The organism is Sporosarcina highlanderae (assembly GCF_030433715.1).
Lineage (GTDB): Bacteria > Bacillota > Bacilli > Bacillales_A > Planococcaceae > Sporosarcina > Sporosarcina highlanderae.
Genome location: NZ_JAROCC010000007.1, coordinates 162,106 through 186,586 on the forward strand (window position 1 = coordinate 162,106; position 24,481 = coordinate 186,586).

Sequence of the window (24,481 nt, forward strand, 5' to 3'; positions counted from 1 at the left end):
AGAAAAAAGCCTCCCGAATAAGAGGGGAGGCAGTTTAATTATCATAAATGTGTTTGTTCGTTTTCTTGGTCAAATTTGTCGTTAAAGAAGAGGAAATTTTCATCATTCAGGTCCGTGATGCGTTCCTTGTTGAGACCTAATGAAAGATTTCCCTCAAAGATTGTTTCCCACCAAGTATCTGTTGTTGTCATGTTCATTTCCTCCATTTCAATTATATTCACTAAGTGTTATGTGATAGTTCTTTACCCTTGACTACGAGGGACTAAAACGTAAATTAGTGAAAAGGAATCTTAAGGCCTATTGCTTGATGGAGTCTGCAGATCCATTTATTTGTAGTTCTTTTCCTTTTTTTGCGCTAAAAATGACTGCAAAACAGGAATATCCTAACGAATTGTGTAATCATAGTATATGTTGACAAGCATTTTCCCAAACTGCGTAATTGGTCGGAATTTGTCGTTTGAAATTCAGTCCTTTTGCTATATTGACAACCTGTTTTCGCCAAAGGAGGAAATCAAGATGTTTGAAGTTCAAAATGTAGAATCGATGATCAAATTTCAACGTAACTTTTTCATCTCTGGAAAGACTAAAGATGCAAGTTTTCGAATTGAAATGTTAACGCGTTTGAGAGATGCGATAAAATTAAATGAAGATAAAATTCACGAAGCTTTGAAGAAAGATTTAGGGAAGAGCACTTTTGAAGCGTATGTAACAGAAGTTGGATTTGTTTTATCAAGTATTTCATTAATGATAAAAAATTTAAGGGAATGGATGGAGCCGGAGCAAGTGAAAACACCTGCCCATTTACAACCGGCAAAAAGTTTCATCATACGTGAGCCATACGGTTCTGTTTTAATCATCGCGCCTTTCAATTATCCCTTTCAATTGGTAATGGATCCGTTAGTTGGAGCAATTGCCGCGGGGAATTGCGCGGTTGTCAAACCGTCGGAAGCTGCTGTTCACACTGCAACAGTTGTAAATGAACTATTGACTGAAATTTATCCTCCCGATTACATTCGTGTTGTAGAAGGTGGAATAGACGAGACGAACGCTCTCATTCACGCGCCATTCGACTATATTTTTTTTACCGGGAGTACAACGGTCGGAAAAGTCATCATGAAAGCCGCCGCAGAAAGGCTCACTCCAGTTACGCTGGAGTTAGGTGGAAAGAGCCCCGTAATTGTTGATCAAACTGCAAACGTTGAAATTGCAGCTGAACGGATTGTTTGGGGAAAATTCCTCAATAATGGACAATCATGTGTTGCACCTGATTATATCCTTGTTCATGAGTCTGTAAAGGACAAGCTGTTAAAGGAGATTATCAGTTGTATTCGTGAATTTTATGGTGATGATTGTGCGGCAAGCGTTGATTACGGTAGGATTGTTAGCACAAGGCATTTTGATCGTTTGTCAGATTTGATTGATAAAGAGAGGGGAAATATAGTTTGTGGCGGTAATATGAATCGTGATGATTTATATATCAGTCCGACGATTTTGGATAATATTTCTTGGGAGAATCCATCAATGGAAGACGAAATTTTCGGACCGATACTACCTATTTTAACTTACCGAAATTTGGGTGAGATTATTCATAGAATAAGAGCATTACCGAAGCCATTAGCTGCGTACCTATTTAGTGAGAATGAAAAAGCGCAGGAGTATTTTTTAGAAAATCTATCGTTCGGTGGAGGTTGCATTAATGACACGGTTTCCCATGTCGGCAATATCCATCTACCATTTGGGGGAGTCGGCGCATCTGGTATGAATGCCTATCATGGCAAAGCAAGCTATGATTTGTTCACCCATTCAAAATCAATTATGAAGAAGAGTACGAAACTTTCTGTTCGAATGGGATTCCCTCCTTACGGGAATAAGCTTTCGTTTATCAAGCGAATCATTCGATAATTTACTGGGAAAAACCTGCTTAAAAGTAGTAAAATAAGTATCATATACACAATAAAGGGGATGAAGGGAATGTACCAATTTAATGAAGCAAGAACGACTGAACTATTAAAAAGATTAGTGGAAACACCAAGTCCATCCGGTTTTACCGATAAGGTGATGAAGGTGATCAGCGATGAATTCACGAATATTGGTGTTCCTTACAAACGGACTAATAAAGGGGCAATTATCGCGACGATCAAAGGTAAAGACGATTCACGTCATCGCCTATTGACGGCTCATACAGACACACTTGGAGCAATGGTAAAAGAAATTAAAAGCAACGGAAGGCTTAAATTAGCGATGATTGGCGGATTCAATTGGAATGCTGTCGAAGGTGAGTATTGTCATATCCATACTGCTTCCGGCAAGGAAGTACGTGGGACAATCCTGATGCACCAGACTACGGTGCATGTTTACCGCAACTCAGGCACTGCTGAAAGAAATGCAGATAATATAGAAGTTCGGATTGATGAGAAAGTGACTAATGCGGCAGAAACGAAAGCACTTGGTATTGAGGTTGGAGATTTCGTTTCATTTGACCCAAGATTTGAAGTGACTCCAAGCGGGTTTATCAAATCAAGACATCTTGATGATAAAGCGAGTACTGCATTGTTAGTGGACTTGGTTCGATCCGTGACCGAAAACGGAATTGAACTGCCAAATACAACACATTTCTATGTTTCTAACAATGAAGAAATCGGTTACGGGGGGAACTCCAATGTCCCACCCGAAACAGTCGAATACATTGCTGTTGACATGGGGGCAATCGGTGATGGACAATCATCAGATGAATACACGGTTTCAATTTGTGCGAAGGATTCAAGCGGCCCGTACCATTATGCATTAACGAGACATTTGACAGGCTTATGTGAAAAAGGAAGCATTCCGTTCAAACTTGATATTTATCCGTATTATGGTTCAGATGCTTCTGCTGCAATCCGTGCAGGATTTGATGTGAAGCATGCATTATTCGGTCCGGGCATTGAATCGTCACATGCGCTTGAACGGACTCATGTCGACTCGTTGAAAGCGACAGCACAACTATTACATTCGTATATTACTTCAGACATGATGGATTGATTGGAGGCAGGTCATGGAAAGCGAATATTTATTTTCAAGCTTACCGATAAAGAAAGTGGAAGGGATTTTACCCGAAATTGTTACAGATCTTGCTGTTGATTCACGTACTGTAAATGCAGGAGGCGTCTTTGTTTGCATAAAAGGCTTTACAGTGGATGGACATGCTTATGTGCAAAAAGCAATCGACCAAGGGGCACGTGTTATTGTTGCTTCTCGTGTGATCGATGTAGATTTGGACAAGGTGGCTGTCGTCTATGTAGAAGATACCTCGAAGGCAATCGCTTTACTCGCACCGAGATTCTTTAATTATCCTTCAAAAAAGATGACGATGATCGGAGTAACGGGTACAAACGGGAAAACAAGTGTCAGCAACATGCTGCATTCCATATTATGCCAAGTAGGCGAAAGGTCGGCTGTAACCGGAACGATCGGTTTTAACCTGAATGGGGTGTTGTATGAAACAGAAAACACTACAGCCGACGTATTGACAACGCAGCAGATGATCAACCAGGCTGCAAATGCAGAATGCACAACAATGACGATGGAAGTTTCTTCGCATGGCCTTATTGAAGGAAGATTGGCTGGTACGGAATTCGATATTGCCGTGTTTACAAACTTATCGCATGACCATTTGGATTTCCATAAAACGATGGAAAACTATGGCAACGCAAAAGGACTATTATTTGCACAGCTTGGACAAGACTTGGCCCAGTCAAAATTTGGAGTTGTGAATGTTGATGATCCTTGGGGAGAGCGAATGAAAGAGATGACGCCGTTCCCGGTATTGACATACGGACTTTATAAAGATGCAGATTTTATGGCTAAAGACGTCAAGTTGACAGTGGAAGGTACGACATTTAAGTTAGTATCACCAATGGGAGAGTTCGAAGTATCCATGTCTCTAATCGGTGAGTTTAATGTCTACAACGCTCTTGCTGTAATAGCTGCGTTATTCGCAAAAGGGCTTAAAATCGATGCGATACTTGAAGGACTTGCCGTTATTCCGGCTGCAAAAGGTCGGATGGAGATAGTGGAAACCGACTTGCCGTTGACGATTTATATTGATTATGCCCATTCTCCTGATGCGATAGAAAAAGCGATTCAAGCTGTCCTTCCTTATAAAGCTTCCGATAGCAAGTTAATATTTGTCATCGGGACTGGAGGGAATCGGGATCGCCAGAAACGTCCGGTCATGGCGGAGAAGGCTTCTATTGCGGATTATGTAATATTAACGACGGATGATCCTCGTGATGAGCCATTTGAATCGATCCTTGCCGAATTGGAAGTTGGCATGAAGCATGAACGATATGCGTGTATAGGAGATCGGGAAGAAGCTGTCCGCCATGCTGTTTCGGTTGCTGACCCAGGCGATATCATCATTTTCGCAGGTAAAGGGCATGAAGATTTTCAAATTGTCGGCAGGGAAAAACTGCCGCATTCAGATGCCGCGATTGCATTGGATGAAGCGGGGCGGAAGTTTGGCGAAGGAATTTTGGGTAATTGAAAATGACGAAAAAGCCGTCTTTCGAGGCGGCTTTTTCTTTTTGGCATAATATGTTTTAGTGGCAAAGAAAAAAATGTTGAAATTAGCTTATAATCTGTCTATGCTTAGAAAAGCAGAAAAGAAGGAGTTCGTTTAAAAATGCAAAGACCTATAAATGAAGAAATCGCATCCCGACGCACATTTGCAATCATTTCTCACCCGGATGCAGGGAAAACGACTATGACAGAAAAACTTCTCTATTTCGGTGGGGCAATTCGGGATGCAGGTACTGTAAAAGGGAAAAAGACAGGGAAGTACGCTACATCCGACTGGATGGAAATTGAAAAACAACGTGGTATTTCAGTTACATCTTCCGTTTTGCAATTTGACTACGACGGCAAGCGAGTCAATATTTTGGATACCCCGGGGCACGAAGACTTCAGTGAAGATACGTACCGGACATTAATGGCGGTCGATGCCGCAGTCATGATGGTCGATTCAGCAAAAGGGATCGAACCCCAAACAATCAAGCTGTTTAAAGTTTGCCGGATGAGAGGCATTCCTATTTTTACATTTATGAACAAGATGGACCGCCAAGGTAAAGAACCGCTCGAATTAATGGAAGAACTTGAGGAAGTTTTAGAGATTCAATCTTATGCGATGAACTATCCAATTGGTATGGGAAAAGAATTTATCGGCGTATATGACAGATTCAACAATCGAATCGAGCAGGCCCGTGTAGAAGGGGATAGTCATTTCCTCCCTTTGAATGATGAAGGGGAACTTGCAGTCGAGCATCCGATGACGGAAACGTCCTATTATAAACAGGCGCTTGAAGATGTAATGCTTTTGAATGAGGCTGGGAATGAATTTGATGTTGAACGTGTAGCAAAAGGTGAGTTAACGCCAGTATTCTTCGGTAGTGCATTAACGAATTTCGGCGTGCAAACATTCTTGGAGACGTTCCTCCAATTTGCTCCACCACCACAACCTCGTCAAACGAAGGATGAACAGCAGATCGACCCACAATCCAGTGAGTTCTCAGGGTTCATCTTCAAAATTCAAGCAAATATGAATCCGGCTCATCGTGACAGAATTGCATTCGTACGTATTGTATCAGGTGCTTTTGAAAGAGGAATGTCAGTGACTGTGCCAAGGATTTCGAAATCCTTTAAATTGTCGCAGACTACTCAATTCCTCGCAGATGATCGTGAAACTGTCAATGAAGCGGTTGCTGGCGATATTATCGGCCTATACGACACAGGTAACTATCAGATAGGTGATACTGTAGTCGGCGGTAAATTTAACTTCCAATTTGAAGCATTGCCGCAGTTCACACCAGAACTATTTGTTCGTGTTACAGCGAAAAACGTTATGAAATCAAAGCACTTCCATAAAGGGATCCTTCAATTGGTCCAGGAAGGTGCTATTCAGTATTATAAAACGCTCCATACGGAAGAAGTTATTTTAGGGGCTGTCGGGCAACTTCAATTCGAAGTGTTCGAGCACCGAATGAAAAACGAGTATAACGTTGAAGTCATTATGGAGCATATTGGTTCAAAAGTCGCACGCTGGATTGAGAATGAAAGTGATGTTAAAGAGTCAATGACAGGTCAACGCTCCATGCTTGTAAAGGACCGTTACGACAATCTCGTCTTCCTGTTCGAAAACGAATTTGCCCTCCGCTGGTTCGGGGATAAATATCCAGACATCAAGCTATACAACCTATTATAATAACTACTTCAACCGGAAAGGCTTAAAACTAAAGTCTTTCCGGTTTTTTGTATTGCATATTTAATGGCGGTAGCGCAGGGAAATGGACATTGTTGGCGAAATATATTGTAGTCCGCGTTTGATGTTGGTTGCAGATTTCAATATGATGGATAGAAAGAGTTTTGGTGAAGAAAGGAATTTTGTGAATGAGGATCAGTAATTTTTCTATACGAAGACCCGTTTTTACAATTGTAACGATGTTACTTGTCATTATTTTAGGAGCGGTTTCATTTTTCAAGATTCCTGTTACATTAATACCTGAGTTGAATCCGCCTGTTGCGGTTGTCGTTACGAATTACCCTGGTGCTTCATCCACCGAGGTAAGTGAAAAGTTGACAAAACCTCTTGAAACAAGTTTATCGACAGCTCCCGGTTTGAAATCGATGCAATCTTCATCACAGGAAGGTGCGAATTTCATCCTTTTAATGTTTGATTGGTCTACGAATATTGATGATGTGCAATTGGATATCTTGCAAAGGATTGACCAGGTCCCTGTCCCGGATGGTGCGCAATCTCCAAGGTTCATGAAGTTTGACCCCGCTCAATTTCCAGTGATTCAGTTGTCACTTAGAACGAGTAATGAAGGGGCGGACATTAGAGATATTGCGGAGCGTCTTGAGACGGAACTTCGCAGGACGAAAGGTGTCGCCAGTGTAACGGTTTCGGGTAAGTTGGTTGAAGAGGTTCAAGTCGTTTTAGATCAGAATAAGTTGGAAAGCTTTGGCCTGATACAATCCGATATTGTCCAAGCGATTCAAGCGAATAATGTATCCACGCCGGGTGAACCGATAGAAACTCAGGATGGAAAACAGCTGACTACAAGAATAATCAGTTCATTGACTTCAATTTCTGATATCCAAAACATTACGGTTGGGTCACAACCTTTGACAGGGAAGAAGGTAAAGGTTTCTGATGTTGGGAAAGTCGCATTACTTGAAGCGCCTGCAGCTTCCGAAACGAGAGCGAATGACCAACAGGCTGTTCTTATGTCAGTGCTGCAGGAATCCGGCGCAAATACCGCAACGGTTTCCACGGCGTTCAAGAGTGCATTGGATAAATTGCTGAAACAGGATGAGTTTAAGGATATTCAAGCTGATATTTTATTCGACCAAGGTGATTACGTCAAGCTTGCGATCGGAAATATAGGACAATCCCTAATCCTTGGTGGATTATTCGCGATGATTGTTTTGTTCTTTTTCCTACGTGGAATAAAGAGCCCCATCATTATCGGTGTTGCAATTCCCTATTCGGTAATCGTAACATTTGTACTCATGTTTTTTGCGGATTTCTCACTAAATATAATGACGTTGGGAGCGTTGGCTTTAGGTATTGGAATGTTGGTCGATAATGCAATTGTTGTAATCGAAAATATTGAGCGGCATCTTGCGATGGGGAAAGATCGTGTCGATGCTTCAAGGGATGGTGCAAAGGAAATCAGTGGTGCCATAACAGCTTCAACATTGACCACTCTTGCTGTTTTTGTGCCAGTGATTTTTATAAGTGGTTTAATTGGACAGATTTTCACTGAATTTGCATTAACAATTTCCTTCAGCCTTTTTGCTTCCCTCGTTGTGGCCCTGACGGTTGTGCCGATGATGGCGAGCCGGATGCTAAGTAAACCGAGGAAGAATATAGAGGCAAGGAGGCGTCGTTCTAAGGCTTTCAATAATTTTGAGCGATCAGTTAAATGGTCGTTAAAACACCGTGCATTTATCTTGCTCATGACAGGTATCCTCTTACTGGTAAGCAGCTTCGGATTATTCAAAGTCGGCACTGAATTCCTTCCGTCCACAGATGAAGGATTCTTCAGTATTTCTGTAAAGCTTCCGAATGGTTCATCACTCACTGCAACAGATGAAGTTGTAAAAAGAATCGAGGGTAAATTAAAGGAAGAAAAGGAAGTTGAGGTATATGTAAGTCTAGTCGGGGGAACACAGCAAGGTATGGCTCGAGGTAGTTCTAAAGCAAATACGGCGGAAATGTATGTGAAATTAGTGCCTTTATCAAATCGTAACCGCTCTGTATTTGAATTTGTAGATGATGTACAACCAGATGTACTTGAACTGGTTGGAAATGATGCCCGGGTAAGCTTTGAAATGCAAACTGCAGCGGGTTCTAATCCAAATACATTATCTTTTTCTTTGAAAGACACGAATGAGGCAAGATTGAATGAAACAGTTAAGAAGTTTAACGATGAGCTCCGAAAAATGGATTCTGTATTGGAGGTTACAAATAACCTTCAGGATACAATTGAGGAGATTCATATTGATGTGAATCGGGAGAAAGCCTCGAACTTAGGGTTAGTCCCTTATCAGATTGCGCAAACCGTGAATACGATAACAAGAGGTGCATTTGCTTCGCAATTCGTGGATGAAAATGAAAAAGTTGTCTCGGTTATCGTAAAGTATGATGAGAAATATCGAAACAGTATTGATGCTTTAAATAATATTAAATTAAGGACGCAAATGGGCAGTTTTGTTGCACTTAAGGATGTTGCAACGATAACTATTGCCGAAGGCCCTGTATCGATACAGAGGGTAGACCAAGCGCATTCAGTCACATTTAATGTTAAATATGAGTCTTCCTTATCATTGGGTGATATGACCGCAAAAGTGGAAGAACTCACCGACGTGGTTGGTATGCCTATTGAGACAGAAATGTCCTATGGCGGCGATCGTGAGCTTTTCGAAAGTGCGATAGATGATATGCTTTTAGCCATTGTCCTTGCAGTCATACTTGTTTACATTGTAATGGCTGCACAGTTTGAATCCTTTAAATATCCATTTGTTATCATGTTCTCAGTGCCATTGATGGTAATTGGTGTTGCGGCTGGATTATTAATAACAAAGACACCAATAAGTGTCACGGCTATTATCGGCATACTTGTACTTGTCGGTATTGTCGTTAATAATGGAATCGTTCTTGTCGACTACATCAATCAGCGGAAGGAAGCGGGAATGACATCATATGATGCTATCATTGCATCTGTAAGGGATCGGGTTAGGCCGATTTTAATGACTGCGCTGACCACGATTTTAGGACTTCTTCCATTAGCGCTCGGGATTGGTGAAGGGACTGAAATGAATCAGCCTATGGGAATTGCAGTTATTGGCGGGCTAATCAGTTCCACATTTTTAACGTTGTACATCGTCCCTATCATCTATAGCTTATTTGATCGACAGACAAGAAAACGTGCGATTGAGTAGAGGGGATGGAAAATACCTAAAACGCTTTTGGGATATAATTTGTATCAAATAATTAATGATGGTACAATAAAGCATAGAAAATCACTCAACAACATAATATGTTCTTTGACAGTTGTCAAAGGGGAGTAGCTATAGGGCAACCTATTTCATAGTCGTCAGTACATGGCAAGAGCCATCGGTTATGATAGCAGGATTATTCACGTCTGAATTTCTGACTTAGCGAGACCTTTGCCTTTTATTAGGTGAGGGTTTTTTTATTTGGTTAAATAAGGAGGAAGTTTATTGGAAGCAATATTATTGGAATACGCATGGGTACTTGTCGTATTAATCGCACTTGAAGGGTTGCTTGCAGCAGATAATGCCGTTGTCATGGCTGTCATGGTGAAGCATCTACCGAAAGTCCAACAGAAAAGGGCATTGTTCTACGGTTTATTAGGGGCATTTGTGTTTCGTTTTGCTGCGTTGTTCATGATTACTTTTTTGGTGAACATATGGCAAATACAGGCTCTTGGAGCAGCTTATCTATTATTCATATCCATCAAAAGTTTATTGGATAGAGGGAATGACGATCACGACGCTTTAAAAAAGCCGCGCAAGAAATCTGGTTTTTGGATGACAGTATTAAAGGTCGAGCTTGCTGATATCGCTTTTGCGTTAGATTCAATGCTTGCCGCTGTCGCATTGGCTGTAACATTGCCGGAACTTGGTGATTTTCATGTCGGCGGCATAAACGGTGGTCAATTCATCGTCATGCTTTTAGGTGGAATTATCGGTCTTGTCATTATCCGTTTTGCGGCAAGGCAGTTCGTTGTATTGCTTGAAAAATATCCATCACTTGAAACGGCTGCATTCCTTATCGTTGGTTGGGTAGGTGTTAAGTTAGTCGTGCTGACCTTAGCCCATCCGAACTTGCAAATCATTGATGAGGCATTTCCACATTCGACATTATGGAAGTTGACTTTCTGGATTGTACTTGCAGCAATTGCTATTGGTGGTTGGGTAACAGCGGTAATGAAAAATAAAAAATAATTGATATTCGAAGGTCGGTACATAAAAATGTATCCGGCCTTCTTTTATTTTTTAGTTGATTCCTTTCTTTTTCCGGAGAAGTTCACTAAAATGGAAAGATGATTCCCTCACAAAAGAAAGGTATTGATGGCATGAAACTAACAAGGGAAAATTTGCATAGGTTTACACCTGCACAAATTATTGTCTTTTATTATTTTTTAGCAATTGGTTTTTCATTCCTTTTGTTGAATTTACCTGGCGTTTATAAGCCGGGAGTGGAGGTCAATTTCATTGATAGTCTGTTTACAGCGGTAAGCGCTGTCAGCGTGACGGGGTTGACACCAATTAGTATAGGTGAAACGTATTCTGTCTTCGGCCTTTCTATGCTTATGCTCGTCCTGCAATTGGGCGGAATCGGGATAATGTCAATCGGTACTTTCTTCTGGCTTCTTGTTAAGAAGAAGATAGGACTACGTGAGCGTCAATTGATCATGGTGGACCATAACCAATATTCTTTGGCGGGTGTCGTTCAGTTAATTCGACAGATTGTTGTTATTATCTTTTTGATTGAAGCAATTGGTGGAATCATTTTGACTTTGTATATTATGAGGTTTTATGATACTTTCAGCGAGGCTTTGTTAAACGGTATGTTCATGTCGGTATCAGCTACGACAAATGCAGGATTTGATATTACCGGTTCTTCAATGCATCCATACTTTGGTGATTATTTTATTCAGACTGTGATAATGATACTGATTGTTTTAGGTGCCATCGGTTTTCCAGTGCTCATAGAAGTGAAGGCGTTTTTTTCTCACAAGGTTCCGCATTTCAGATTTTCCTTGTTCACAAAAATTACTACAGTCACTTTCGGTATTCTACTTCTGTGGGGTGCAGTATTAATTTTCGTTTTGGAATCTTTTCATTCTTTCAAAGGCCTTGCCTGGCATGAAAAGATATTTACGTCATTATTTCATTCGGTTTCCGCAAGATCAGCTGGTTTAACGACTTATGATATTACTCAGTTCAGTGATGCGACGGATATTTTCATTTCCTCCCTTATGTTCATTGGTGCTTCACCAAGTTCGGTGGGTGGTGGGATACGGACGACCACTTTTGCAATTGCTGTTCTCTTTTTAATCAATTTCGCAAAAGGTAATAATGTCATCAATATCTTTAAACGCGAAATCAAGCTGATAGATGTTTATCGGTCATACGCTGTTATTTTGTTGGCGGCAGTGATGGTGATGACGGCTTTGCTTATCTTGCTTATTACTGAAAAGGGTGTACCGGTTGTTGCGTTGCTATTTGAAATCACATCTGCCTTTGGGACGTGTGGAATGTCTCTTGGAATCACATCCGAGTTGTCAGTGATTGGTAAGCTGATCATCATGGTACTAATGTTCATAGGTCGTGTAGGGTTAATATCATTCCTGTATACATTGGGTGGTAAGACAAACAAGAAACCATATTCGTATCCAAAAGAACGAGTTATTATTGGATAAAAAAAGCATCTTTCCGATTCAGTAAAATCGGAAGATGCTTTTTCAATTTATTGTTACGTCTTCAAGTAATACTATGTTTTGCTTGAAGAAAATGAAATTGAGGTTCTTGCCCCCGGCAGAAGAATGTTACTAAAAAGCCTTCTTCTCTTATGAACTCGTTAGCTTCTTTTGGTTTGACTGCAACCGGTGTTATGAAAGTATGTTTCCGGATATTTCTTTCCGTAAGCTGAGTAGGAGTTACCGTTCTGCTAAGCAACTCAGTATCACTCAATATCAACCGTTCAAGTCCGGACAATGTTTCTGCATCAAGGTCATCCTTCCACCAAATATGACGTGGCTGGAATGAGTGGTGTGCAAGGTAATCGATTTTCATCAAACTCCGGACAATTCCCATATCTGCTTTTCCATATTCCACAAGGAATGCTTCCAGTCGGGTATATAGATCCTGAAGTTGATGACCGATTCTTGACCAGCCACTCATCTCCCAAAAGGTGCCGAATTCTTGGAAGAAGTCAAATGGCGTTTCAAATACTTCAGAAACGAGGTATTCGATAGTCCTTGGCATACGGTTGTCATTCCAATATTTTTCAAGCACATCTTCCGTTTGTTTAATGCGTAGGATTTCATCGAAAGTTAAAACGTTATTCGACAGGATTTCATACGGAGCCTCATCGATATACGTATAGCCAAATTGTTCCGCTTGAATACGCAGCCCTGTACCTCTTAAAAGTTTAAGAAACCCTAATTGTAATTCTTCTGGACGCATAGCAAAAACATCATTGAATGTCTTTCGGAATGAATCATAATCTTCTTCCGGTAAGCCGGCGATTAAATCCAGATGCTGTGCAATCTTTCCGCCTTCTTTTACCATTGTGACAGTGCGAGAGAGTTTTTCGAAGTTCTGTCTTCTTTTAACAAGTTCATTCGTTAAATCATTTGTCGATTGGACACCAATTTCGAATCGGAACAGTCCTTTTGGTGCATTTTCATTTAGGAAATCAATCACTTCAGGACGCATAATGTCTCCGGTAATTTCAAATTGAAAAACTGTTCCCGGTAAATGCTCGTCAATTAGAAATTGGAACATTTCCATCGCATAACTACGGCTTATATTAAATGTCCGATCAACGAATTTAATCGTTTTAGATCCATTTTTCATCAAGTAACGAATGTCGTCTTTGATCGCTTCCCGGTTGAAATAACGTACCCCTACTTCGATTGAGGATAAGCAAAATTGGCAGGAGAATGGACAGCCTCTGCTTGTCTCAATATATGTTACCCGATTGCTAAGATGAGGGATGTCTTCAGGAAATCTAAAAGGGGAAGGGAGTTCCCGCAAATCAAGCTTTGGACCGGGTGCTGTGATTTTCAGTTTTTCTTCTGCCTTGTAGGCAATTCCTTGTACCTCAGATAGTTCAATTTTACCTGCATGATAGTCTAACAATTGTTTAAAAGTCCTCTCGCCTTCGCCGATGACGATGAAGTCAATTTCAGGAACTTTTTCAAGCCATTTATCATAGTCATACGTCACTTCTGGTCCACCGGCGACAATTACCAACCCGGGATTTGTTTTCTTCAGAATGCGAATTACTTTAATTGATTCCTCGATATTCCAAATATACAAACTAAATCCAACAATATTCGGTTTTTTCTGATGGATATCTGATACAATGTTTAAAATAGGATCTTTTATCGTATATTCCGATAAAATTGGCTCATATTCAGGCATTACGTAAGATTTTAAATACCTAATTGCAAGATTCGTGTGGATATACTTTGCATTCAAAGTTGTTAGGACTATACTCATGTTATTTCTCCTTTGGTAGATTACTAAATACACATAACTGTTTATTGAAAAAGGTCTGATAATACTATATGATTAATACTGACAATATGAAATAATCTGACACAAGGGTATTTTAAAAATAGGTTATAACGCATTAAATCTTGTTGTTTCTCATACTGTTTGGTAAAAGGCGCGGGAGGTATCAAATTGAACAATCTTGATGAAATAAGAAAAAGTGTGTCATTTTTATTGGATGATAGTTTTCGTCCTGGTTTGCTCGTAAATTTAAATGGGGAAATATGTTACAAAAATGAGCCATTTAACGTGCATTTCGCCTCAAAAACTCGACAAACTATCGATGAAGTCATTGACTCTTCGACGATGCATATTTGGACGAAGTTTACGGAACAGGCTGCAAACTCGGACCGAATTCTAATGGAAATAATACCGATGAACATCGTTTTTACCGAAAAGCATAAGATTGACGTGCAATTATTTTATTTGCCTGATATAAATAAAATAATTGCGATGTTTGATGTCCTTGAACCGCAAAAGATTCCTTCCCTTAAAACGTATTTAAATGCTTTCAAGCAATCCTGCTCTTTCATATTATTAGTTGACCAAAAAGGGATCATCCGGGATATAAATGAAATGCATACTATTTTCATAAACCAGTCAAGGGAAGAATTGGTTGGTGAACATATTTCTAAGGTATTCTCATTGATTGATCCTGAAAATGAAATGCAACTTCCTGTTTATCTTGAACACGCCGAAGAACAAGGCTGTGTCACGACGATTATAAAGTATCAAAAATCGACGGAGGATACAAAATTTTATCATATTATCTCGTATTATGACAAGGAAAATAGAATGTTTATCATTCATATGTCAGATGCAACGGAAAAAGAGAACTTACAAGTTCAATTGGCCCATTCAGGTTCATTATCGGCAGTTGGTCAGATTGCTGCAAGCATTGCGCATGAACTTAGAAACCCGATTACAACATTGAAAGGGTTTACACAGTTACTAAAGGCATCTGCTTCAGAGGATTCAATACGCTATATCTCAGTTATCGAAGATGAGATTGAAAGAATGGAATCGATCTTAGGTGAGATGCTTGTTCTTTCGAAACCGACCAAAAAAAAGAGAATCATTTTCTCGTTGGATCTTCTTGTTGCAGATATGATTTCATTCATAAAACCAAAAGCGGTTATGGAAGGCATTGCAGTTTCCAAAAAAGTTGAATTAACTAATGATCCTTTAATATTTGGCGATCCGGATAAGATAAAACAAGTGCTCTTAAATCTATTCAAAAATGCTCTGGAAGCCATGAAAAAAGGGGGAGAATTATCCACCCTTTTAACCGAGGTCGATGGGAAAGTAATACTAACCGTATCGGATACCGGTAAAGGAATGACAGATCATCAAGTGAGTCAAGTGTTTATGCCTTTTTTCAGTTCAAAGCCTGGGGGGACGGGTTTGGGCCTTCCTTTCGTCCTTAAAACAGTGGAAGATCACAGCGGTACAATTATAGTGGAAAGCAAAGTGGATATTGGGACACAATTTATATTAAGTTTTCCACTTGTGACCGACAGTAAAGAGAATTCATTGAAAAAAACACAATCCATTGTATTATAACCCATTCGTTTTGACACTTACCAAATTTAACGGCTATAATAGTTACAAGTCTTTGACAGGAATTATAGAAGGTGGATCCGTGAAATGGGAAATGATACAGAACTCGCATTAAAGTTATTCATCGTACTTTCGAGGGCGAGCAAAGTAATCTCGGAAGAAGCAAATAAACTAATCGAATCATTTGAGTTGAACCCGACCGAATTTGCAGTGTTGGAGCTTTTACACCATAAAGGCAGGCAACCGATACAAAAGATTGGGCAAAAGATATTGCTAAGAAGTGGATCGATGACATATGTCGTAGATAAGCTTGAAAAGAAGGGGTTATTGGAAAGAGTTTGTTGCAAGGAGGATAAAAGGGTCACTTATATATCCATAACGCCTGCAGGCAAAGAACTGATTGAACGAATATTTCCTTCCCACGAAAAAAGCATTCAAGAGTTAATGTCCGCTCTTTCTAAAGATGAACAGGAAGTGGCAATTGAACTTCTTAAGAAATTGGGATTGTCTATAAAAAACTTATCCTAAACAAACTATATAATAAATAAAAGCCGAACAGATATGAATCTGTTCGGCTTTTATATATTATCTAATCGTTTGTCCCATGTCTAAGAAGTCAGTTCCATATTCCTCTTCAGTTGTATCAAAGATTGTGAGTCGGATGACCATTTCATCCTTTTCGAATAGGACTCCGGTAACTGGACCCGTCTCTGTGTCCACTTTAAATGCTTTTACGTTCTTAATTCCTTCATCTAACGTTGTTGTAAAAACATCTTGCACCTCTACAGGTTCTTCACCGTTACTTGATGCAATTAAAACTTCCTGCATATTGTCTAATAGGTAATCATACGTTCCATCTTCAGCGATCTGCGTTTCAATACGCATAAAAGCGGATCGGTTTTCTTCGGAATATAAACTATCCCGTCCCGGCTCTTCACTAGTAAGCTTATAGCCCGGTAATACATACATCGAGAAAGGTTGTGCATCACTATCAGTCAATTTGCCTTCTGACATTATTCCTTCAGTAATAGCTCCCTGATCAGAACCAGTTTCGTTTTTAGATTCGTCGGAAACTTGCTCTGAATTATTCGGGTTTGTGTCTTCACTCGATTTTGTCTCACCATTTGTGCATGCAGCAAGAAAAACCGCTGTAGCAAATCCAGTACATAAAAGTTTCCAATTTACTTTCACTACTATCCCCCCTCATTTACACTATTTAGACGGTTGTAAGAAAAAAATGTTTCATTCGTCGCTTCCGTGGATGATTGTATAACGTTTGTGGTTGATGACTGTTTTTTCTTCAAGTTCCAATTCGTCGAAGTTCTCCATATATGTCAAGTCAACAATCACTGAGTTTTCATTTACCTTCTCAACGATGCCTTGCAAACCGTCTTTAAATTCTATAATATTACCAACTTCCGCAATTTTCATAGCGAAACAGCTCCTTTAATTGATTGGTTCAACTAACATGCAGTGAAGAACTTCACTGATAAAAGTTTCACCTTATAGTGTGCAATAAAAAAACTATAACGTAAAGTCTTTACTACTAAAATAGAATTATTTAATTTATCGAAAATAGAATTACCTTTATCTTCAAAATCATGTATAATAATCTTTTAGGTATATCTTCTTGAATCGGGGGGATTGCGCTTGAAGCAGATATTAGAAGAACAGGTTGAGTCAAAGCGCGAGGAGTTGATTGTGATGGCTATGCAAAAAGGCTTATCTTCAGTCGATGTCTTATTAATAAGTGAAGAGCTTGATTTTCTAATCAACCAATACAATTCTCTTGAGAATGAAGACCTATATGGAAATATTGGGGAAATGGGAAAGGGTGGTTAATGTGGTAACAATTAATGAGTTTAGAAAAGAATTAAACGAAGCTGTAATAGGTAGAGAGAAAGAATTCGATTTGATGTTGATAGCCTTATTACAAGATGGACATGTATTGCTTGAAAGTGTTCCCGGTTCTGGAAAAACTATGATGGCTAAGAGTTTTGCGAATGCATTTAAAGGTGACTTTAAACGTGTTCAATTTACTCCGGACGTTTTGCCATCTGATGTGACAGGAATCCGATATTTTAACCCGCAATCGCAGGAGTTCATCTTAAAGGCGGGACCAGTCTCTTCTAATATATTACTTGCGGATGAGATAAATCGGGCTACACCACGTACACAGTCCAGTTTGCTTGAATCAATGGAAGAGAAGCAAGTGACGATTGACGGTGAAACGCTTCCATTACCAAAGCCGTTCATGGTCATTGCGACACAGAATCCTATCGAGTCCCAACAAGGGACGTTTCCGTTACCGGCTGCGCAATTGGATCGCTTTCTTTTTAAATTGAATATCGATTATCCAACATTCGAAGAAGAACATGAGATTTTAAAGCAGTACGGCCAAAAGCCTGGCGATATTAAAACACAAACGATTATCGATGCGGAAACTGTTCTGAAATGGGCGGCTGAAGCTCGTAGAGTAAGTGTCCATGAAGACATCGAGAAGTATATATTGAAAATCGTCCGCTCGACAAGGGAGCATCCATTCTTAGAGCTTGGTTTGAGTTCCCGTGCAGCGCTTGCTATCCTTCAAGCTACCCGGACAAAGGCTTATATTGAAGGTAGGGATTTTGCTACGCCAGATGATGTGAAAGCAATTATTGCCCCAGTAGCATTGCATCGTATGGAGCTTTCGACGGAAGGGGTATTGACGAAGAGCATCGAAGAAGTGCTACAGGAAATAATCAGTTCCATTCCAGCTCCATTAGAGGCTACAGTCTAATGAACTGGATACGCTATGAACATGGATTTAAGTCAATACATCAAGGTATGGCCTTCACCTTCATTTTTTTCATCTGGTCATTTATTTATTTACAAACATGGTTGGCAGCTAGCTTCGGGGCGGTTTTTGCTATGCTTGCATTCCAAAACGTTTATTTTTCCAAAGTAGGTAAGGGTTTAATAGTCAATTTCAAGGCGAAACAGAAACGTATTTTGATAGACGGTGAGGAAGAGTTGATCATGGAGTTTGACAATGGCATCGTTCCGATTTGGAATGGCACACTCACCCTGTCAATTGAGGATCCTGTTGCGCCAAGTACGGATAATCGAAAGCATTATAGTGGTGTTTACGACTTATCGGTTCCGTTTGCGGTAGGGTCCAATAAAAAGGTTGAAATCCGGATTCCACTTGAAGGTAAAAAGAGGGGAATGTCACGGGTCACAAGGCTGATATTGGAAGTTCCTCATCTATTTGGTGATGGTTCTGTAAATATGGAGTTAGAAGATCCAATTTCCTATCAAAGCTTAGTTTACCCTCGCGTAACAGCACTTGGTAGGGAACTGGACTCCTCCCCATTTAAGCCGGGAGAAGTCGAGCAAAAGACTTCGCTTTTCACTGATGCATTACAGATGATTGGAACCCGTGATTACGTGCCGACGGATCGTTTTGATCAAATTCACTGGACGGCAAGCGCGAAAATGCAAAAACTCCAAACGAAGGAATTCCTTCCGGTCAGCTCGCAAAGCGTAGCTCTGATTTTGAATACGATCGAGAAGGATCGTGGGTATATGGATTTCGAAACGAAAGTGGAAAGGCTCGTTTCTTATGCCGATTATTGCATGAAACACAATATTCCATATTCGGTTTCCATCAATTTGCGGACATTCGGGGCAACGCCCTATCTACAATTGCCAAGTGGGCAAGGAAAAGTCCAATTTCAGAAAACGATGGTAATGCTTGCTAAAATATCTGAAAAGAATGCGAAAATGCGGTATGAAGATATGTTGTTAAATATGGAAAGCACTGGACAGCTTCCGCAAACTATCGTTTTAATATCGCATGAAAATGATAAAATCAGGGCGGTTGCACAAAAATGGTCAAGACAATATGCGGTCATAATGGACACCGTTAGCGAAGGGAGTGGAAATGAATGGGACAATCCAGTTTTGAAAAAGACCGGAACCGATTCAGCCTTTCCGAGCGCCTAGTCGTTGAGCTGTTTCTATTGGCATACCTATTCGCATTCTTAATTGCGGATCCATATTCCATCATGCCTTATCTTTGGTTACTCATCGCAATAGTGGGTGGGATTATCTCATATATCCTCTTCTATTCACGGGAATATTCGCTTGGTCTCGGCCTTGCTTTTACCGTTGGATTGATGCTGATATTATGGCTGATTGGAACTCCATTGATGATCATATTGATATTTTTTGTATTTGTGTTTTGGAGGGTTCAAGTAAACTTCGGTGGCTCGCGAATTAATGGTTGGCCATTTTTCGCTGCTAACTCAGCCGCTTTAATCATCTTTACTCTAATCTCCAGGTTGTTTTATGTATTTGAAAATCCGACGTTGATCATGCGGCAACTTCTGTTCATTTATCTGTGCACATCATTCCTGTTCTATTTTATTCGCATGCTTTCTATTACAGTGAATAGCAGGCAATTAGGCAACTTTAAAGTTAGTGAAGCCGGGAGGATTTTCGGCGTTATTATGGGGATTGGGACTTCAGTATTTTTAGTTGTTTTATTTGTCCTAAAGCCTGTCCGAACGATGTTCATCGAGATTTTCAGTTTTCTTTTCGGTGGGGTGTTCGGGATATTTGGGAGAGCCTTGGATCCTCTACTGCAGCCTCAGGAAATCATCGAAGAAAATGTGGAAGTAGAAGGTGAAGGTAGTTGGGACGACTGGATACCATTAGATGATCCATATAAAGTCTTTGGCAAAACTTCTTCGATATTTGAATACACGACACTAGCAGTCGCCCTGGTAATTTTAATCGCCGTGACTATTTTCATTATCATCAAAAAGAGAAACAGTCGCTATTTAGAAAAACAGGAAGCCTATACTTTTTCGTTTAAGGGGAAAAAAGGGAAAGAGACAAAACAGCATAGTTTGCTTTATGATTATTCTTCTGCACGGGATGAAGTACGAAAATCCTTCGAGCAGTTTGAAAAAGATGCACAGGTCTCTAAATTCAATAGGCTGCATGGTGAGACGGTGAAAGAATGGTTTACGCGTATGGGATGGGGACAGAATGACAATATTTTATCTGTTTATAATGAGGTCAGATACGGTTCGCATGTCCCTACGGAAAATGAGCAAAACGCTTTTCAACAAGGACTTGAAGAAATTAAAAAAAGATTTTTTGTAAAAGAGGTTTAAGATGTTTTGAAACGGGGGACATTATAATTGAACACAGCAACATTCTCATTTCCCCCTTTTGAGGACGGACCCTTTACAGGATCTGTCCTCCTTTTTTTATGTTTTTTGCTTATAATGTATGTAGATATAAAAAAATGGAGGGGTAATTTATGGGAAAAGAGAAAATTGCATTCATCGGAACTGGAGTAATGGGAAGCAGCATCGTTAAACATTTAGTAAACGCCAATTATGAAGTGACTATTTTTACACGAACAAAAGAAAAAGCAGAGTCAGTTATTGCCCATGGAGCGAAGTGGGCTGATACAGTTGGACAAGCAGTGAAAGAAGCTGACCTTATCTTTACAATGGTTGGGTATCCGACAGACGTTGAAGAAGTGTATTACACCGAAAATGGAATTTTAGCGAATGCCAAAAAAGGCTCAGTTTTAATTGATATGACAACTTCAAGTCCGGAATTGGCAAAAAGAATTGCCGCAGATGGTGAGTTAAGAGGAATTGATTCAATAGATGCTCCTGTCTCAGGGGGAGATGTCGGTGCTCAAAACGGTACTTTATCTATTATGTGTGGAGGAAATGAGCAGACATTTAAACGACTCTTACCGATTTTTGAGGTTTTTGGTAAACAAATTGTTTATCAAGGTGACGCAGGAGCAGGTCAACATACAAAGATGTGTAACCAAATTGCCATTTCGACAAATATGATAGGAGTCTGTGAAGCACTTGCCTATGGAAAAGCTGCTGGACTGGATGCAGAAACAATATTGCAATCGATCTCCTCTGGTGCAGCAGGATCATGGTCCCTTTCTAACTTGGCCCCACGGATTATCAAGGAAGACTTTGAACCGGGATTTTTTGTTAAACATTTCTTGAAGGATATGAATATCGCTCTATCTGAGGCTGAGCTCATGGGAATATCACTTCCGGGTCTACAGATGGCTCGAGATATGTATGATAAGCTTGTTGAAGAGGGGTATGGAGAAAATGGTACCCAGGTTTTATATAAACGATATATTGAGAAGTGAAAAAGGAGGGGCCCCAGGACGAGGTGCCCTCCTTTTTATTTTCCGTCCAAATAGGAAGAACGGAATGATTGGGTGTTGCTTACTCTTGGTTTTAAACGTTTGGGAGATGATACAAATTTCTTCTTACCGATTTTAATTGATGGTTTTTGTTTTTCAGCTATAAAATCTGTCAATAAGTCTCTTGCGGTTTTCAAATTCATCCGTTCTTGGGGATTCCGGAATGCCTGGTCTTGGTTGCCTAAATGGGGAAGAGATTTGAAGTCTTCTTTTTCAGGTAAGGTATGAAAGAGGAAGTCACCGCACTTTACTAATACGGTCGAACTTTGCTTGCTCATCTGGGGATTATCAATAAAGTGCAGGCCGATTTTTTTCGCATACCCCATCTGAAGCAATTTCTGAATCGATTTGTTTTTTAATGCATATAATTCACGATTATTCGGTGCCGTTTTAGCGTGCCGATTCACTGTGTAGATTGCGATGGCGATTTGACGTCTCTTTGTTTCAGTTTCCATGGATTCCTCCTAATTTATGCAAATTGATTATCTCTTTTTATTTTATCACAAATATTCACGAAACATTTGTAAAATGATTAGGCAAAAAGTACTGAAATTTTAGGAAACTACTATTTTTTTGTCGAATATAAAGGTATACTTGTAAAATAACGTCGAAAAAAGTTCTGCGTAAGTTTACATTCGGACATGCATGGAGGCAGCCATGAATCATAAAACAGTGGAAGTTGAAAAACAACTTGAATGTGCAATAGATACATACTTTTACAATCATCCTTTTGATATGACCATCTTAATAGGGTGGAAAGACGACGATTGGAAGGTCATCCTTGCAAATAATAAAGCAAGCCAATTATTCAAGGAGGAAGAAGGGGCTCTTGCCTCGGTTTTTTTTGGAGGAATTTGGAGGACAATTAAAAAGCAAATAAAAGTCTTAAAGTTTCAACCTTCTGTAAAGATGTTTTTAACAATCAAAATAGATGGTAGGGATCAGCTTTTTGAGATGGGGCTGTTTCGACAAGAAACAAATGAATCCAAGCAGATTATAGTTGTCGAATTAAGAGCTCAGGAAGAATTGATGTCTGAACAGAAAGTTAGATGGTTATACGAGCAAAAGTATATGTCTGTTATTGATCATAATCTGGATCCGATTATTACGGTTAATCGTAAAAACCGGATCACCTATGCAAATATTGCTGTCCATAAATCATTCGGGTACCGTTCAAAAGAATTGACTGGAAGATCTATTGTGGACTTAATTGGTGATGATAAGGTCGATGAATTCAGTACCTTCCTGTCTCGCGCATTCTTAGGAGAGTCGATTGAGATGGAAGGGATTACTTTTTTTCATAAAAAGGGACAATATCTATCTGCATACTTAAAAACGATTCCAGTATCTATTCAGGGGGATATCCAGGAGATCCATATGATATTAAGGGATACTTCTGCTCATTTTAAAAACAACGAAAAGTTATTATTTCTTTCATATCATGATCAGCTAACTGGGTTATGGAATAGAAGGGCCTTGAAAGAACATTTCGAGGCAGATGCGGAATATGCAAATCGTAGTGATGAAAAGTTATCGTTCATCCACTTGGATTTGGACCGTTTCAAGACCATTAACGATTCAATCGGAAGAACAGGCGCCGATGAAATCCTTAAGATGATTGCAGAACGGGTTAAAATGGTATGTCCAACTGCCGGTAAACTATATCGGAACGGCGGGGACGAATATATAATCCTCTTGCGGGATCATTCCATTGAAAAAACGGAGGACCTTGCTAAACGAATTTTAAGCGATTTCACTAAGCCATTCTATTTCGATCATCAAGAATATTTTATTTCATCATCCATCGGCATTTCAGTTTATCCAGACGATGGGTTGATTCTTGAAGAACTTCTTAAAAAAGCGGAGCAGGCTGTATTTTTCGTCAAAGAGCGTGGGCGTGCCCATTATCGATTCTATAAAGAAGAGATGAACACTTCTTTTACGGATGCAGCTATCATGGAATCGCATTTACGTAGAGCCATTGAATTCAATGAACTTGAAATCCACTATCAACCTCAAGTCAATTTAAAGACTGGTCAAATTGACAGTTTTGAAGCGTTGTTACGCTGGAATAATCGGAAATTCGGTTTTGTTTCACCTTCACTTTTCATTCCAATGGCGGAGGAGTCGGGACTGATTCATACAATAGGGGACTGGGTATTGGAATCAGTATGTAAACAACTTAAAGAATGGCAGGATAAACAATTCCGTAAGGTGCGGATTGCTGTTAATATCTCCCCAAAACAATTCAGCACAGGTGAATTTGCGTGTAAGGCAAAAGATATGATAGATCAATATGGGATTCACGCATCGTCGTTCGAAGTTGAAATAACGGAAACAGCACTTATGAATATTAAAGATACACTTTCTACATTGCAAAAGCTGAAGGAGATTGGTGTCACGATTTCAATTGATGATTTCGGGACAGGGTATTCGTCACTAAGTTATTTGAAATTGTATCCAATTGATATTATTAAAATAGACCGATCGTTTATTAAGGATATTGAAGTGGATGAAAAGAATGCAGCGATTGCTAAAACGATTATTAGTCTTGCCCATAATCTTGGGATGCAGGTGATTGCTGAAGGGGTGGAGAAGGATTTACAGGCTAAAATTCTAATTGAAGCCGATTGTCATAAGGCTCAGGGGTTTTTATTCAGTAAGGCTATACCCGCATCGCAGATAGTTGAGAAGTATTTTTCGTGGGTTTGAAAGAAAAAACCCCTTAGGATCCACATGGTAACGCTGTTGATTTCCGCTCCAGGCGGACGCTTTCTTACCTGTAGTCAAGTGTTTACCTAAATTATCTTTCAATATAAAACA

General features: G+C 39.8%; 20 protein-coding genes. 15 read left to right on the plus strand and 5 right to left on the minus strand.

Annotated elements, in window-relative coordinates; genetic code table 11:
* Positions 1-41: 41 nt before the first annotated feature.
* The gene (locus P5G49_RS10855) at positions 42-191 is read right to left on the minus strand and encodes a hypothetical protein (RefSeq protein WP_301243723.1); all 150 of its coding nucleotides are present in this window, start codon (positions 189-191) and stop codon (positions 42-44) included.
* Between the two features lie 325 nt (positions 192-516).
* Between P5G49_RS10855 and P5G49_RS10860 the strand changes: the two genes are divergently transcribed.
* From P5G49_RS10860 to P5G49_RS10890, 7 genes are all read left to right on the plus strand, one after another.
* Complete coding sequence (locus P5G49_RS10860) at positions 517-1,902, plus strand: aldehyde dehydrogenase (protein ID WP_301243724.1); 1,386 nt, start codon at positions 517-519, stop codon at positions 1,900-1,902.
* A gap of 69 nt (positions 1,903-1,971) precedes the next feature.
* The gene (locus P5G49_RS10865) at positions 1,972-3,021 is read left to right on the plus strand and encodes a M42 family metallopeptidase (RefSeq protein ID WP_301243725.1); all 1,050 of its coding nucleotides are present in this window, start codon (positions 1,972-1,974) and stop codon (positions 3,019-3,021) included.
* A gap of 13 nt (positions 3,022-3,034) precedes the next feature.
* Positions 3,035-4,525, plus strand: a complete 1,491-nt coding sequence (locus P5G49_RS10870; protein WP_301243726.1) for a UDP-N-acetylmuramoyl-L-alanyl-D-glutamate--2,6-diaminopimelate ligase — start codon at positions 3,035-3,037, stop codon at positions 4,523-4,525.
* 138 nt (positions 4,526-4,663) lie between these two features.
* Positions 4,664-6,238 carry a peptide chain release factor 3 gene (locus tag P5G49_RS10875; protein WP_301243727.1) on the plus strand — a complete coding sequence of 525 codons (1,575 nt, stop codon included), beginning with the start codon at positions 4,664-4,666 and terminating at the stop codon, positions 6,236-6,238.
* 185 nt (positions 6,239-6,423) lie between these two features.
* Positions 6,424-9,483, plus strand: a complete 3,060-nt coding sequence (locus P5G49_RS10880) for an efflux RND transporter permease subunit (RefSeq protein ID WP_301243728.1) — start codon at positions 6,424-6,426, stop codon at positions 9,481-9,483.
* Between the two features lie 282 nt (positions 9,484-9,765).
* A complete protein-coding gene (locus P5G49_RS10885; RefSeq protein WP_301243729.1) occupies positions 9,766-10,512 on the plus strand; it encodes a TerC family protein in 747 nt (248 codons plus the stop codon).
* Between the two features lie 131 nt (positions 10,513-10,643).
* Positions 10,644-11,993 (plus strand): TrkH family potassium uptake protein, encoded by a 1,350-nt coding sequence (locus tag P5G49_RS10890; RefSeq protein ID WP_301243730.1) that lies wholly within the window; start codon positions 10,644-10,646, stop codon positions 11,991-11,993.
* A 61-nt stretch (positions 11,994-12,054) separates the two neighbouring features.
* Here P5G49_RS10890 and P5G49_RS10895 read toward each other — a convergent pair whose 3' ends face one another.
* On the minus strand, positions 12,055-13,800 hold the full coding sequence (locus P5G49_RS10895) for a B12-binding domain-containing radical SAM protein (protein WP_301243731.1): 1,746 nt from the start codon (positions 13,798-13,800) through the stop codon (positions 12,055-12,057).
* A 186-nt stretch (positions 13,801-13,986) separates the two neighbouring features.
* Between P5G49_RS10895 and P5G49_RS10900 the strand changes: the two genes are divergently transcribed.
* Both P5G49_RS10900 and P5G49_RS10905 read left to right on the plus strand, forming a co-directional pair.
* Positions 13,987-15,417 carry an ATP-binding protein gene (locus tag P5G49_RS10900; RefSeq protein WP_301243732.1) on the plus strand — a complete coding sequence of 477 codons (1,431 nt, stop codon included), beginning with the start codon at positions 13,987-13,989 and terminating at the stop codon, positions 15,415-15,417.
* Between the two features lie 84 nt (positions 15,418-15,501).
* Entirely contained in the window at positions 15,502-15,942 is a 441-nt protein-coding gene (locus P5G49_RS10905; RefSeq protein WP_301243734.1) for a MarR family winged helix-turn-helix transcriptional regulator, read from the plus strand.
* A 57-nt stretch (positions 15,943-15,999) separates the two neighbouring features.
* Here the strand turns inward: P5G49_RS10905 and P5G49_RS10910 are convergent, their stop codons facing one another.
* Both P5G49_RS10910 and P5G49_RS10915 read right to left on the minus strand, forming a co-directional pair.
* Positions 16,000-16,605, minus strand: a complete 606-nt coding sequence (locus tag P5G49_RS10910; protein WP_301243736.1) for a hypothetical protein — start codon at positions 16,603-16,605, stop codon at positions 16,000-16,002.
* Positions 16,606-16,656: 51 nt separating this feature from the next.
* Positions 16,657-16,845 carry a YkvS family protein gene (locus tag P5G49_RS10915; protein ID WP_147058476.1) on the minus strand — a complete coding sequence of 63 codons (189 nt, stop codon included), beginning with the start codon at positions 16,843-16,845 and terminating at the stop codon, positions 16,657-16,659.
* Between the two features lie 219 nt (positions 16,846-17,064).
* On the opposite strand from P5G49_RS10915, the gene P5G49_RS10920 reads away from it, so the two are divergent.
* From P5G49_RS10920 to P5G49_RS10940, 5 genes are all read left to right on the plus strand, one after another.
* Positions 17,065-17,256, plus strand: a complete 192-nt coding sequence (locus P5G49_RS10920) for an aspartyl-phosphate phosphatase Spo0E family protein (RefSeq protein WP_301243738.1) — start codon at positions 17,065-17,067, stop codon at positions 17,254-17,256.
* Position 17,257: 1 nt separating this feature from the next.
* Entirely contained in the window at positions 17,258-18,193 is a 936-nt protein-coding gene (locus tag P5G49_RS10925) for an AAA family ATPase (RefSeq protein WP_301243739.1), read from the plus strand.
* Complete coding sequence (locus P5G49_RS10930; protein WP_301243740.1) at positions 18,193-19,401, plus strand: DUF58 domain-containing protein; 1,209 nt, start codon at positions 18,193-18,195, stop codon at positions 19,399-19,401. The genes P5G49_RS10925 and P5G49_RS10930 overlap by 1 nt, the downstream gene beginning before the upstream one ends.
* Entirely contained in the window at positions 19,344-20,579 is a 1,236-nt protein-coding gene (locus tag P5G49_RS10935) for a hypothetical protein (protein WP_301243742.1), read from the plus strand. Before P5G49_RS10930 ends, P5G49_RS10935 begins: the two co-directional genes overlap by 58 nt.
* Positions 20,580-20,728: 149 nt before the next feature.
* Entirely contained in the window at positions 20,729-21,601 is an 873-nt protein-coding gene (locus tag P5G49_RS10940; RefSeq protein ID WP_301243743.1) for an NAD(P)-dependent oxidoreductase, read from the plus strand.
* 35 nt (positions 21,602-21,636) lie between these two features.
* On the opposite strand, the gene P5G49_RS10945 is transcribed toward P5G49_RS10940, so the two are convergent.
* Positions 21,637-22,113 (minus strand): YkyB family protein, encoded by a 477-nt coding sequence (locus tag P5G49_RS10945; RefSeq protein ID WP_301243744.1) that lies wholly within the window; start codon positions 22,111-22,113, stop codon positions 21,637-21,639.
* 202 nt (positions 22,114-22,315) lie between these two features.
* On the opposite strand from P5G49_RS10945, the gene P5G49_RS10950 reads away from it, so the two are divergent.
* Positions 22,316-24,370, plus strand: coding sequence for a putative bifunctional diguanylate cyclase/phosphodiesterase (locus P5G49_RS10950; RefSeq protein ID WP_301243746.1), 2,055 nt, complete (start codon positions 22,316-22,318; stop codon positions 24,368-24,370).
* The last annotated feature ends 111 nt before the right edge of the window (positions 24,371-24,481 follow it).